General features: G+C 41.9%; 9 protein-coding genes. All 9 read right to left on the bottom strand.

Annotated features, from left to right (window positions below):
* Positions 1-16 precede the first annotated feature (16 nt).
* A complete protein-coding gene (locus tag ACQY77_RS11900) occupies positions 17-223 on the bottom strand; it encodes a hypothetical protein (protein ID WP_421941924.1) in 207 nt (68 codons plus the stop codon).
* Between the two features lie 1,813 nt (positions 224-2,036).
* Positions 2,037-3,593, bottom strand: a complete 1,557-nt coding sequence (locus ACQY77_RS11895) for a RagB/SusD family nutrient uptake outer membrane protein (protein WP_421941925.1) — start codon at positions 3,591-3,593, stop codon at positions 2,037-2,039.
* A gap of 23 nt (positions 3,594-3,616) precedes the next feature.
* Complete coding sequence (locus ACQY77_RS11890; RefSeq protein WP_421941926.1) at positions 3,617-6,817, bottom strand: SusC/RagA family TonB-linked outer membrane protein; 3,201 nt, start codon at positions 6,815-6,817, stop codon at positions 3,617-3,619.
* Between the two features lie 635 nt (positions 6,818-7,452).
* Positions 7,453-8,043 (bottom strand): hypothetical protein, encoded by a 591-nt coding sequence (locus tag ACQY77_RS11885; RefSeq protein ID WP_421941927.1) that lies wholly within the window; start codon positions 8,041-8,043, stop codon positions 7,453-7,455.
* Positions 8,044-8,049: 6 nt separating this feature from the next.
* On the bottom strand, positions 8,050-8,847 hold the full coding sequence (locus ACQY77_RS11880) for a hypothetical protein (protein WP_421941928.1): 798 nt from the start codon (positions 8,845-8,847) through the stop codon (positions 8,050-8,052).
* A 213-nt stretch (positions 8,848-9,060) separates the two neighbouring features.
* Entirely contained in the window at positions 9,061-10,008 is a 948-nt protein-coding gene (locus ACQY77_RS11875) for a hypothetical protein (RefSeq protein WP_421941929.1), read from the bottom strand.
* 71 nt (positions 10,009-10,079) lie between these two features.
* Positions 10,080-13,088 carry an OmpA family protein gene (locus ACQY77_RS11870; protein ID WP_421941930.1) on the bottom strand — a complete coding sequence of 1,003 codons (3,009 nt, stop codon included), beginning with the start codon at positions 13,086-13,088 and terminating at the stop codon, positions 10,080-10,082.
* A 17-nt stretch (positions 13,089-13,105) separates the two neighbouring features.
* Complete coding sequence (locus ACQY77_RS11865) at positions 13,106-13,582, bottom strand: DUF4280 domain-containing protein (protein WP_421941931.1); 477 nt, start codon at positions 13,580-13,582, stop codon at positions 13,106-13,108.
* Positions 13,583-13,596: 14 nt separating this feature from the next.
* Positions 13,597-14,589, bottom strand: coding sequence for a hypothetical protein (locus ACQY77_RS11860; RefSeq protein WP_421941932.1), 993 nt, complete (start codon positions 14,587-14,589; stop codon positions 13,597-13,599).
* Positions 14,590-14,593: the final 4 nt, after the last annotated feature.

Here is a 14,593-nt window from a genome sequence, read left to right as displayed (position 1 = left end):
TAAAAATAAGCAGTGATTAAAATCCACCGGTTAATGTAGGGTCGAAACCTATTGGTACGCCAGTTCCAGGCTGGTCAAAGCCAATGTCTGTGCAAGTATCAGGGTTGTCTCTTGTTCCTGTTTCTGCAACAGAAACCTGATTGCTAATTCCAAGTTTACCACCGTTGATCTGGCAATCTTTTAATTCGATTTTTTTATCGAACAAGCTCTTGTTTGTTTTCATAATAAATTAAGATTTAATGGATAGATAAGGGCGCCAACTTACCCTGGCGTATGGGTTTTGTTAATTAAACAATTTAAAATTCGATACAAACGCTTACTGATACAAGGGGTAGTTGATATGCGAGGGGTTTGAGCAGCTTTTCGTTAATGCTGCTTCAATATTCGCAAAAGTGTTGAGCAGGCTGAAAGGCTTTTTATTCAGAAAATGGAGCTTTATAAGTCAGAACTGGTTAAGCAGCAGGGTAATTCGAGGTGGGAGACTGTATGTTAGCTGGGGTGGCAAAACATTATCAGAATCCCGTGAGTATTTGAACCATATAAGGTATTTAAGAATATATAAGTTAAACTTATTCAATTCTAATGCAATGTTTAACCACCATGTTTGCCACCCGGCCAGGCCTCCGCACTGCTTCTCCGTTCTACTCCGATCGGCCTAATAAAGTTTTTGGCAGGCACTGCCCCAGCCGGAGCACTGACTTTAATAGAAAAACGGCGTAGCCCTCATGAATACCATCATGGAAAATGAACACTAATGAATAGTTTTAAGCCGACGTTTTATTAATAGTTGTTTATTGTTTTTTAGTTGTATTAATGAGCTCGCGAAGGGCTCGGTTTGCTTCTTTTGGTTAATAATTTGAACCATATAAGTCATTTAAGAACATATAAGTTCAAATACTTAATTCTTAACGCAATAGCTTTACCACCATGCCTTGCCACCCGGCTAAGCCCCCGCACTGTTTCCCCGTTCTACTCCGATCGGCCTAACAAAGTTTTCGGCAGGCACAGTCCAAGCCAAAGCAGTGCCTTTGAAAGAAAAGTTTTAAGCCGACGTTTTTGCTTCTTTTGACGCCAAAAGAAGATAAGCCCGTCCGGCCAGGACAAGTAAGCTCGTGTGATGGCAGGGGTGGTAAAACATTGTAGAATCCCATGAGCATTTTAACCATATAAGTCATTTAAGAACATATAAGTTCAAATACTCAATTCTTAACGCAATAGCTATGCCACCCCCGCTAGGCCTCCGCACTGTTTCCCCGTTTTACTCCGATCGGCCTAACAAAGTTTTCGGGTTGCAATGCCTTAGCCTTCCTAGTAACTTTAATAGAAAAACGGCGTAGCCCTCATGAATACCACCAAGGAAAATAAACACTAATGAATAGTTTTAAGCCGACACTTTTGTTTCTTTTGGTGTCAACCTGCGCAGCAAGCTTGAAGGCCGATGAAAACATAAACACTACTGAAAAAAGAAAGAGGCCCGTCCGGCCAGGACAAGTGAGTCCTTTCTTCCTCACCGCCGGAAAGGCTCTTTCTTTTCTCTTGATAGAAAAGAAACAAAACCGAGCCTTAGCGAGCTCATGAACGCCATTGAAAACAATAAATACTAATGAATAACATCAAGGCTTGCATCCTTTCTTGGCCAGGAGCATCCGAATGCCAATGGCGGTAATAAGAGGCCTTCCCTCCACACAAACCTACCCGCGCTGCTTATTCCCTTGGGCAGTAAGTAAACGTTTGAAACTGCAGGCATTCAAATGTCCTATCCGGCGAAATACTGCGAGGCCGGGTGTCGTGCTTAGGAAAAGTCAGTTAATTATTAAAGGCAGCCAGCGAAACGCATAACCTTACAAATCCATCATTCTTGCCTTCTACCAGAAATTGGTTGTTATAGTGCGGGTTTAACCACCCCCAGCCCCTCCTTTTCAAGGAGGAGGTGTTTAAGCCTGTGTGGTGGCAGGGGTGGTAAAATATAGTAGAACAATAAAAAAGGGTGCCCAAACTCGGACACCCTCACCAAACTAACAAACTAACAATTTTTTCTAATAACCCGGATTTTGGGTCAACTTCGGATTATTTTTAATTTCTGGAGTAGGAATAGGAAAAAGCAGGTTTTTAGATAGCAATGGCTGGTTAACACTTTTGTTAATGTGGCCAACAAAATTGTCGAAACCATTGGTGCTTTCATTGTAAACTTTACGCAGGCGAACCATATCAAACCAGAGAATGCCTTCGTAACATAGCTCATGCCAGCGTTCTCTCCAAACGGCTTCTTCAAACTGGGTTTGGCTCAGGCCGGCAAGGTCTGTTAACAGTGCCCTTTTCCTTACCGCATTTACTGCTGCATAGGCTGCGGTATTAGGTGCGCCATCTGCCCGGTTTTGTGCTTCTGCATAAATCAGCAAAGTTTCTGCATACCGAATTTGCGGAATATTAAGGTCGCTGCGGCTGGTTCCTTCAACTCCTAAGGTACCATTGGCAATCAAATCGAAATGTTTAAAAATATAGGGCTTTCCGCGGTTAACCAATGGCATTTTAAATCCATCGGTATAATAATCGGTAAAGAAATAACCTTCTCTGTTTTTTGCCCTTAAATCGGTGGCTTCGTATGAAGCATAAAAATCACCTGTCGGGATGGCTGTGCCAATTCCATCAATTTTAGATACCAGGGGTTGGTGCAGCGGTAAGTAAGACGATTGTAAAGGATTTCCAGACCCTGCCGCATCGTTATACTGAATACCAAACAGATGCTCTAGTTTATTGTCATTCTTCGCGTCGTGTAAAGCGCTGTAAGCAGGGTATAGCCCCAGTGAAGCAGGGTTTGAAGTAGCATAATCAATTACTTCTTTGGCTTTATCGGCTGCCAGCTTATAATAGGCTGCGCCCTTATTTAGCGGCTGGCCGGCCATGGTTAGGTATACTTTTGCCAATTGCGATTTAATGGCTGCGGTAGATACCCGGCCACTGGCATCCATAAAAGGTAAGCCTGCAGCTTCAGCAGCGGTTAGGTCGGCAACAATCTGGTTGTATACATCGGCCTGTGGGGTCCGGCTTGGTGCAAAATTAGGATCGGCAGCACTGGTAATCGGTTTTACAATTAGGGGAACATCTCCCCAGAGGCGCACCAGGTAAAAATATGCCCAGGCCCTTATAAAGGCTGCTTCACCTAAAATGCGTTTCTTTTGGGCATTATCCATGGGATTAATTCCGGGTACTTTATCCAGTACCAGGTTGGTTTGGGCAATTACTTTATAAAATCCGCTCCAGTTTTGGTTAACATGAAGGTTGGTGCCATCGTAAATTAACGAATAGAGGTTATTCAGGTCAGAGTTCTGCGCAGTTTCGGTGGTTTGGATTCCTGTAGGTGCGTCCAGCATCTGCCAGTTATTGGAATAAATTCCTGCACCATTGCCTATAAACCTAATTTCTGAATAAACTGCTGCAATGCCTGCCTCGGCATGTTCGGGTAGTGTATAGAAACTATTTGGAGATAAATTGGTTGGATCGGTCTCCTCGAGAAATTTCTTACACCCCGAGTTACCAATGATGGCCCCGCCCAGCAACAATAGTGCAGCGAGATTTTTTATATTGATTTTCATGTGATATCCTTTCTAATTAATGTTTATAATCCAATATTTAAGCCTACCATAAAAGTGGTTGGCTTTGGATAATCGAAAAATGTTTGTCCCTGTGCAAATGCATTTCCATAGGTGGTTACTTCCGGATCGTTACCCGTGTACTTGGTGGCCAGGAAAAAATTCTGCACGGATGCATATACCCGAAGCCTGTTTAAGCGAAGTTTTTCGACCAGCGTTTTATTAAAATTATAGCCCAGTAACAGGTTTTTACCCCGGATGAAAGAGCCATCTTCAACCCAATGCGTATCCACGTTGGTTACGTATCCGGCCGATTGATCTCTGATGGCCGCAACAGGCGTATCCTGGTTTTGAGGCGTCCAGGCATTAAGCACACTGGCAAAACTATTGGCTTGTACTTGTCTGTCTTCCCCAGAGTGATGGGTCATATTCAGCACATCATTGCCATAAGAATATTGAAGTTCTACCGTCAGATCTACGTTTTTGTAGCGGAAGGAGTTAGAAAATGATCCCCAGCCCTTTGGTGTACCATTGCCGATAATCTGCCTGTCGGCATCGGTAATGGCATGGTCGCCGTTAACATCTAAATACTTAATATCGCCTGGAAGGAGTGTTTTACCCCCACGGTAACTCACATATTTGGCCGCCTCTGCGCGCTCGGCCTCGCTCCAGGTGCCTAAGCGAACCAGGCCCCAGAAAGAGCCTACAGGTTCGCCAACCCTGATGATGCCCGTTTGGTTGGTAAAGTTAGGGTTACCCACTCCGAAAATATCATCTGGCGTGGCCAGTGCTAAAACCTTGTTGCGGTTCAGCGAAATGTTGAAAGCGGTTTTCCAGGTAAAATTATCGGTTTGAACGTTAATGGTATTGATACCTAAATCCAAACCTTTGTTTTGCATAGAACCAATGTTTTTCCTGATTACAGCATAACCTGTAGTGCGGGGTACAGGGGCATCCAGAAGCATATCGGTGGTTTTACGGTAATAAATGTCGGCTTCCAGGTTAATGCGGTTGTTGAATAAGCCCAGTTCCAATCCGGCATCATACTGTGCGGTTTTTTCCCAAACCAGATCCGGATTGGCCAGCCTGCCGATTCCGATCCCGGTTACCCGGCTATCGTTAATAATGGCCGAATTGTTAACCAAAGTAGAGAGCGACTGATAGGCCGGTAATTCTGAGTTTCCGCTCAAACCATAACTGGTTCTTAGTTTCAGGTTAGAAATGGTTTTATTCCCCTTTAAAAAGTCCTCATCAGAAGCTTTCCAGGCCAGGGCAGCCGATGGGAAAAAGGCAAATTTGTGGTTCTCTCCAAATTTGGATGATCCATCTACCCTTCCGGTAAAGGTTACCAGGTATTTATCTTTAAAAGCATAATTCAACCTTCCGAAATAAGAATTAAAGGCTGAGCGGTTTCTGCTCGAACCCGTGGTAATGGATTTACTACCTGAGCCCATATTGTTGTTGCCGTAAAAATCGGTTACAAAATTTTCTGCGTGGCTGGTGTTGCTGAAGAAATTGGTGGCCTGCCAGGAAATACCGAGTAAGGCATTGATGGCATGCGATTCGGCAAAGCGTTTGTTATAGGTTAAATAGTTTTCTAATGACCAGAAAGTCTCCCTGTCGTTGGTTACATTGGCTGTTCCGTTTTGTCCGTCGGATATGCCATATAGCTGTTTGGCATTGTACTCATTTATGTTGCGGCTTACGATGTTGGCACCCAATTGTGTGCGGAACTCGAGGTCTTTGCTGAAAGATATGGTAGAATAGATGCTACCGAGCGCAGTTTGGGTAATCATTCCATATTTTTGATCGGTTAAGATATGCACCGGGTTGGAACCACCTTCTGCCCAGGGAATAAGTTTGTTGTCGGCCCATTTCCCATCAGCTGTTCTGATTGGAAGAAAAGGAAAGGCTTCAGTAATCATCCGTACAGAATTAAGCCCACCGGTTCCCTGATCAACAATGTTTTCATCCTGATTGTTGTAGCTCAGATTACCGCCCACTTTTAGCCAGGGCTTAATTTTGCTGTCAAAGTTGAACCTTCCCGAATAACGCTTTAGGTACGAATTTAACAGGAGACCCTGATCATCACGATAACCTGCAAAAACCCCATAAGTGCTGTTTTCATTACCTCCGGTAAAACCCAGCTGATGGTTTTGAGAGAGTTTATTTTGGGTAGATTCTTTCAGCCAATCGGTGTTGTAAAGCGGGTTGCCATTACCATCAAAAAACTGCGGCAATGCAATTCTTGCTGCTTTTGGAACAGGTGTTGAAGCATAGTTTCCGGCGGCCCAGCCTACCGGATCGTACACCTTGATGTTTTCATAGGCAAGGTCCTGAACCTTTACATATTCGTATGCATCGAGCATTTTAACGTGATGCGCAGCAAGGGTATTTACCCCAAAATCTGCATCATAGCTGATCCGTTGTGCATTTGCTGTTCCTTTTTTGGTGGTAATGAGGATTACACCATTTGCTCCCCTGGCACCATATATTGCGGTAGATGATGCGTCTTTTAAAACTTCTACCGAAGCGATATCACTCGGGTTAATGTAGTCTATTGCGTTGCTGTTTTGGGTTTGCGACCCTACAGGCAGGGCTACGCCATCTACAACATACAAGGGGTTATTGCTGGTATTGATGGAACTGAATCCCCTGATTTTGATGTTGGTTTGCCCACCCGGACGCCCGGAGTTTGTATTTACCTGAACACCAGAGATTCTACCAGCTAATGCCTGGTTTAGTGATGAAGAGGGGCGTTCCTGTAATTCGCTGGCTTTTACCACCCCTACAGAACCGGTAAGATCTGTTTTCTTTACGCTACCATACCCAATCACCACTACTTCTTCCAGTTTGTTGGCTTCAGCAGGTATCAGTTTAACGCTGATACTGTTATCGGCACCAACGGTAATGTCTTTATTCTGGTAACCAATATAGGAGAAACGGATAACCTGGTTAACGTCGGCTTCAATACTGAATTTACCGGCTTCGTTAGTCACTGTGGTTTTTCCAGAACTGAGGTTTTTTACGCCAACACCGGGGATGGGCATATTTTTTTCATCGAGTACTGTTCCGGTAATTATTTTCCGATTCTGAACCTGCAGGGAATGGGGCTCAATGAAGGAAAACCCATTGGACTTTTCGGCACCAGGGTGCTTTGAGAATGCAGGGTGACTGAGCAAAAAAAGCGCAGAAAGCCCTGAAATCCTGAGTAGATTGATTTTCATAGGTTTAGGTTTAGTAAATGGTTAGTTAATGTTCTGAATAAGCGTTTTAAGCAATAACCGGCAGTAAGCGTTGACCGGGAATTTAACAACAGCGTAAAGACATCGGTTATCTGATTAAGTGTAATTGTTTTGATTACACATTTCTAAAATACATAGACAACAAAGACGCAAAAGCTAGTGGTGATCCTGGCTCAAAATTTATATTTGGTTACTTGATAAAACGATTTATCAATCCAATGTTACGTATTTATTGTAATAAGAACAAGCATTAATTCCTATCAATTATTTTACATTTTAGTATGAATTTGAATACAGTATGATTCCTTTTACAGGAAGCAATCTTTTTGCTGAGATTATGATTGTTGAGCTAAACTCAGGTAGCCTCAAACAACTTATGAATCAATTGTTTAGTGGTGGTGTTGTGATTGTGGTATTATTTTTTAAAAAAAAATGATTTAAGCCTGGGGAATGCACCTGACGAGTTCGAAAGAATAACCATTGGATGGAGATTAATCTTGATGTGCTGCCTGGCTTGTTGGGAAGGGGGAAAGCGTTGAGATCGAATATTGAAATTTTAAGTAGGTTATGCAACAGGATGCATTTAACCCGCCTGTTACATAACCTGAAGATTTATGCTATTTCACCGGCCATTTGGCATAGGTAGAAAGGGTTTTGAATTTTCCGTTTACCTTACCGAATACAAAGCCGAAATAGCTCTCTGCCTGAGTATTGGTTTCGGGATACTGCATGTAGGCTTCATACATCTTGCTACCAGGATCGGTAAGTTTTTTTAATGACCGGTAATAAATTTCATCGGTTTTATCATCTATTTCAGAAAGGTTATCCTCCTTGCAGAGCGGAAGGAGTCGCATCACATCAGCATTAAAAATGGCGGTTTTATAGCGGTTAAATTCAGTGGTGCTGATGGCATCACTGGCGGCACCTAAACCATTGGCAGCCTCTTTATGACTGGTATAAAACGGAAAGTTTAACAGTGGGGCTACATTGTTAACATTCTTCTTTTTAAGGCTTTCGGTAAGTGATTTGAATAGCTTTCTAAACTCTTCCTCATCATGGGAATCTGCTATTTTTACTGTTGCTGGTAAGGTACCTGCTTTTTGTTGGTTAACCTGAGCCACTTTTTGCTGCCCTTTTCCATTTTCTGTGGTGCAGCAAATGAGAACAGGCAAGATAAAGGCGGAGGTAATTAATTTGATCATTTTCATATCTGGCTAGTGTCTGGGAATATAAATCAGGGTTCTTTCTTCCATTCGCTTTAAAATAACGGCTGCTCCCATTTGTTTGGATACCGCCTCAGCATCAAATTTACCATCTGAAACGTATTTTCCCTTCACATACTGATCTGAAAAGCTCCATAAATAAGGAGAGTTAATGCTGTGGTACTTGTAATACCCAAAGCCATTATAAGCTTCCAGTTTACGCAACACGGTAGGCAGGTTCCAGTTAGAGATTTCATTAAATTTCATGAGTTTCAAGGCATCAACGGCACTTTCCTCAAAGGTAAAGGGTGGGCCATGGCCTACCTTAGGCCGGTTGGCGGGTACCCTTACCGTATAGCCGTTTAACGAATCGCCATTGTGCAGGTGTTTTTTGAAGTCGAAACTACACTCCAGATAATGTGCACAGGCAATAAAATACCAGGGTATTTGTCCGGACCCCGGTGCAAAGTTGCTAAAGGCATTATCGAAAAAGCTTTTCGGCTGTATAGGATTCTGGTTAAATAAAGCAAATGAAGAGGCAATGGGCTGACTGAGGTCGAACCGGTTTGTGGTTTGAAGGGCCGAACTTAAACCAAATGCGCCGGCTAATGGTCTCGAAAAGTTTTTGCCTGCCACCTGATCGGAAATATCCTGATAGCGGCTTTTATTGGCATTGATCTGATCATCTATCGTTTTATCGATGGTTCCAATTTTTGTGGTATCAATCACGCAATTGTCGAACATTTTTATGTATTCGAGATCTGTAGGTTGTGAGGGCTTTGCTACTTTAAGCGTTTTCTTCTTTTTCATAGATCGTGAAGCTTAATACAATAGGGAATGATTATCGTTCCGATAGATTATTAACTATCTTAATCGATTTTATATTTAAAAGGTCTGCTATCTATAGCTTCCTTATCCGACCAAATATCAAGCCAAAATAGTGGTGTATCTTGTTCATTTTTAACTCTTAACGTTGTTTTTTACAGGTTTGGTGTTGTGCCACTTCCCTGGAGCTATTGGTTGTTACCTTACAATTTCGAAAGTGTTTTTACCTTTCGGAATAAAAAGATAAAGTTTTAGGAAAGTAGCTTCGGTACCGCCTTTTTCATTTTTGCTTTTCCCCCAAATGGCCGATTCTTTTTTTAACCTTAAATCGTTACTTACCTGCTCTAAACTGGCAATTCTGCCATTGCCATACAAGGCCAACCGATAGCCCGTTAGCGGTTCTAGCTTAAAGCTTGGATTGGTGAATAAGGCCATATCATCTTCAAAAGCCTCGGTAATGAAAGCTTTATCGAAATATCCCGATTTTATCTGACTCACATTTGCGCCATAATTCAAGCGGAAATAATCATCTTGTTTTTTATCGCTGATAATTTTTGAATAGTATTGGTACGCGGCTTCCGTTTGCTTGAGCAGTTGCTCCTGATCCATTTTGCTCAGGTCCTTCCCTTCTTCCCAGCTTTTTATATCGAATGGAACTTTAGCCTCAAAATCAAAGGTATATTCATAATAATCCTTCTCCTCTGCCAGGAATGTTTTCCCGTCTGGTTTGGTTGCTGTATGGTGTGTGAGGATTAATTTTTGATTTTCAAAGTTATTGGAAGTATCTGCGTTGTTGCGTTCATAAACTTCTATTTTCATTTTGGTGTAGCTGGTCAGCTTATCAAATGAATAGCCGTCCGAACGTTTCGTTTGTGGATAAAGCTTGTAAGTTATGTTTTGTTTGCCTGAGTGGCGAATATAGTCGTTCAGGTTAATAGGCGACATGATTTGACCGTCTTCAAAATAATTGAAGATGGGAATGTCGTTAATCAGGATTTGAAAGAAACACTGATCGTGATTGACATAGATGTAGTACAGGGGTTCTTGCGAGAAGCGATTAATTTGCTTGATTTGTTGTTGAAGCGCGTTAGCAGCCGTAATTACTTCCTGATTAGAATCTGTAATGCTTGCTGTTGTGTTGTCCATAGATTTATTATTTTGTTGGCAAGCTCCTAAAACTAAAAGAGAAAGGAGTAAGGTGTATTTTAGTTTCATAGCTAGTTATTGGTCTTGTAAAACAGGTTGATTTTTGCCATGGTAAAGGTATGTTCGCCGAATAAATTAAACTCGGTATCAATCAGATTGGTTTCTGCATCATCGCCCCAATCCTTTTTGGTTTGTTGCGAACGCTTTGCACTTAGCCGTACTTTTCCTTTAATTCCTGAAAAGTAAATTTTGTCTTCATAGTACAAGCCATTGGCTTCATCGGCACCGTAAGTTCGGGTATGCACCAAATGACTTGACATTTCTGCAGCAAATTTAGTATCTATCTGGGTATGTGTATTTCTAAAAAAGGTGGCTGCAACAAATGGGGCTACAGGAACGCAACCTACTACATGTATTCTGCCTTTAATCATTAGCTGGGCTTCCATTTTAATGGCGCTGTCTCCAATTACCTTACCTGCACTGTTGCTCAAGCCTTGTTTCAAAGCATTTTTAATGCTCACTTTCCCGGCGAATTGCTCATGTGGCGCTGGTGCAGCAATTTTTATCTTATATTCCTGGCTTATGCTACCACTGAACATGATTCTGATTGCGGCATCGTGCCCTGCACGATCAAGCAGCTCTTGCACGCCTTTGCCTACTTGTTCTTTCGCCTTGCCTCTGCCCCAGTTTCTGGCTGTTTTATCAATATTTCCCTTTAATGGATCGTTATTGTCAATCTCTTCGTCTTTTAAGTCAGCATTGTCTTTAACCAGGGCCTTGCTAATCAGGCTCTTCAGGCTCATTGATTTATCAAACTTAATTCCTATTACAGGATCTGCTTTTACATTGAATTCGGTGATGTAATGTACCAGCCCATCTTTGTATTTTTCTAAATAGGTAGCATAGGTAAAAGCTACTTTAGGAAATATAAATTCAAAACCTAAATCTTCTACCTTGTCCATTTTATCCTGGGCCTTTTTCAGGAGGCGTACTGCTTTTTTAACTTTTGGAAGTTTTGCTGCAGCAGATTCGCCCAGTGTTAAAATGGCAATAATCAATTCTACAATCATCACCAGGATGGTAAGGGTTAAAATCCCTTTTTCAACCAAATCGCGGTTATTATCAGTATAGTTTTCGAGTTCATTAAATTTACCACCTACATAATTCCATTTTTTGGCATATCCAATTCCGTACATTTCTGCTTCGGCGACAAAGAAATCGATGGCCAGCTGGGTAATCATTTTGTAGGCTTCTCCCATTGGGAAATAAGTAAGCACTTTTAAATACAAATCGATATAGTACTTCGCCCTTTCGTGCAGGCCTTTAATGCCTTTGATTACAGAAATGGGTTCGGGTTTACCCCTGTACACAATAGGATAATCACCATCAAAATCATACATGGCCTGTAAAATCCAGAGTGCATCGGTAAAAGCATTAATCACCAGGGTTGGCTTTCTGGTATCAGGGAAGTAGGCACATGAATGGATATCCAGCTCGTAACGATTGGGTTTTAAGCCAAGGGCTGAGGGGAACATATCTCCTTCATGTGAAATGATCTGTAGCTTGGCTTCCTCGCCGTTTAGCGGGATATCTTTAATGGCTTTCCGGTCTGCCGTGATATTTACCAGTTCGGAGTATTTGATTTTAGTGTGGTCGTGTTGCTTTTTGCCATCAGCCAGGAGCAGGCATTTTTCTGTTTTAAAACCTTTTATAAATAGCGATAAATCAACAGGGATTTTATAATTCGGGGTAATGGTATTATAGAAAATGGTTTTTAGGTTATTGACTTTAAAAGTAAGAACTGTTTTCCTGTTGATTTTGTGAATGGGCCTATCCTCGTTGGTGATGTAATCGAATTGTTTAGCCCTGCGCTCTCCGTAATATTTAGCGGTTAGTTTATTTTTTACGCCATTGGTGTAAAAGTGACTTAGAATAGCATTTGCCCTTTTTTCGGTTAATTTATCATTGTACTCATAGCTATTTCTGATATCGGCGTAAGATTCTATGAGTACAGCAATTTGCGGGTTTTGCTTTAAATACTCCACTATATTCTTTAATAGCGGTTTACTTTTATCTGGTACTTCGTACTGATCGGTATCGTAAAACACACTCAGGTTAAACGAAAATTGCTGCTCTGCAATGCCATGAGCTGCCGGATTCTTATCCAGGAATACCGTTTTAAGGGCTTCTCTATCGTGAATGTTAATTTGTGCAAAAGTACAGAGGTCATATTTAATGGGCTTTTTCTCTTCTTCGCCAATGGTGATCACCTTATTTCCTTTAGGAAGCGGAACCACTTTCGTGATCAGTTTTCCGAAGCTGTTTTTGATATACAAATGGGTAGCGTGGCGCAGGTCTCCTTTTGGTGTTGTATCTTTAACATATCCTGTTGCCCCCTCATAGGTAAGCATGATGTAGAAACGCTCAATTGGCTTTTCTGCCCCAATTTCTTTTCGCCATTGCAGTACATCCTGATGCGGAATGTGAACATCCAATATGCCGTTAATGCATTTTTGGGTATAGGTTTTGCTTATTTTCTGGTCGTTGTTTCCAAAGAAGTTTACCTCGCAGTTGTAAATGTGAACCGTGCAGTTATATCCGTTTAAGCCCTCTAGTTCCAGGTGAAGATGGAGGGGGATGTTGTATTGGGTAGGGTTTCCGCTGTGGATTTGCTTGTTGTTGTTTTCAATATCTTCTTTCCAGTAAGAGCTTACTACCCTTGGCGGGCTATATGCGCGAACGTAAAGGCCTGTTGTGCCCGATAAATCTTTAAAACCTGTTAAACTGGCCTCTACATAATAGGCAACCTTTCCTGCCTGTGCTTTTGAAATATTCAGCGTGTAGGCTGAATTGGCCGGCCGCGCGCTTTTATAATAGTCTACCTTTCTATCTGCAGATTGCCTGATCCAGGTAACTTCTTTTTTCTTATCGGCCTCAGTTGTTCCGGGGAACCATTCTCCCACCACGAAACCCAGCGTAGAACCACCCTCCACTACCACAGCATAACCGGGTTGTGATTTATCTTTATGAACCTTTCCTTGTCCGTTCCAGGCAATTTTTTTTACACCTTTTTTAGCCATTTCTTTCCTCAGTTAAATTATCCGTCAATTACACCGCTATCATCAGGTTGCGTTTCGGTCATTTCTTTTGGTGTGATCATTGGGTTAAGGCTTTTTTGAACCTCATCATTTGCATTGTCGAAATTCTGTGCTGTTGGCTCAGCCATTTGTCCATGTTTAACAATTTTAATGCAATCAGGGCCACCTATAGGGCAAGTTGCCTTGGAGGTTTCTAACAATATCTGTCCGCCATTGTCTAAAACAGTATCTTCATAAAAATCTACCCATTTGGTTACCGTTATGGTACACGGTAAATTGTTTTTCTTAGCGCAACTGCCAAAGGTGTTTTTCTCGAAAGTGGTGCCAATATCGATATGGGTAGCAATGGGTTTTTTGTTACCGTTATCATCATTGGCATAGTCTTTTTTGTTCGTTAAAACTTTCAAATGGTCAGGGCTGGTTCCAAAATTGCATAAGCACATGGCGCCTTGTACTACGATATGTTTTTCTGCCATAGTTTATTTTGTATTTAAAACCATTTATCCCAAAATCTGTTGCCTTCCCTCGTCTCATTCCCGTCAAGTATGATGAGGTTTTCTATCGCGACGCCCAAGCTTCCCCTGGCCAACGTATCATTATCTTCCTCATCCAGCGTAAATAGTTTTAGGTTAATATCTCTGTCTTTCCGTTCCTTCCATCGCCAGCTGGCAATGATTATTTGTATGGCCTTTGAAACTGGGCTTAAGATATATTTAGCCTGATATTCTCCAATACTTTGCTGGTTCTCTGTTGGTTTGAACATGCCGTAATGTTCCAGCTCAATTGCCCCGAAATGATTGGTTCGTTCATTTAACCGCTCAATTGTGTGGTAACCAGCTGTCATGGGTTCCAGATTTGGAAAGTTAAGCTGCGTTTGAATACTCAGGCTTTCTGTGTAACTTTTATAAATGGCCTGAAAATAAACCTGGATAAACCAATCATCACGCAGGCAAATCTGAATTGCACCGTCATCCGCAAGCTTTTCATCCATGAGCTGGAGGTATCTTGTGGTAAAATCTCCCTCAAAATAAGCCGTTACTGCTGCGCGTACAGCTGGCCATCGCTTTCTAATTTCTTCCAGGTTTTGTATAGCTAAAAACTTCCCGTCTTTACTCGTTTCAATGGTTAGGGGATAAAATACTTTTCCCACTTCATAAGCCAGTTGATCGGCAACCAGCTCAGGAATAAGCTCATTGATGTAAACGGGGCTTGTACGCTCCAGTTTATAGCGTAAGGTATTTTCGGGCGTTAGCCCCAGGTAGGTAACCGCCAGTTCATATTTTATCTCATTGGCGGCATCACCATCCCCAAATAATATGGTTAGCCCATAGCGCCTTGTTTCGCCATTTTTATTCAATTTTCTTAATAAACTGAAATGGTGGTCGAGCTGAATGGGCTGGTTAAATCTTTCATCCAATAGGTTAACAGGAGCTAAGGCTTCTGGTTGAGGGCGGTCATCGGTAAGCAAATTTCTCTGGTTCATAACG

This window comes from Pedobacter sp., assembly GCF_965279535.1.
Lineage (GTDB): Bacteria > Bacteroidota > Bacteroidia > Sphingobacteriales > Sphingobacteriaceae > Pedobacter.
This window is presented reverse-complemented; position numbering and strand designations above follow the sequence as displayed.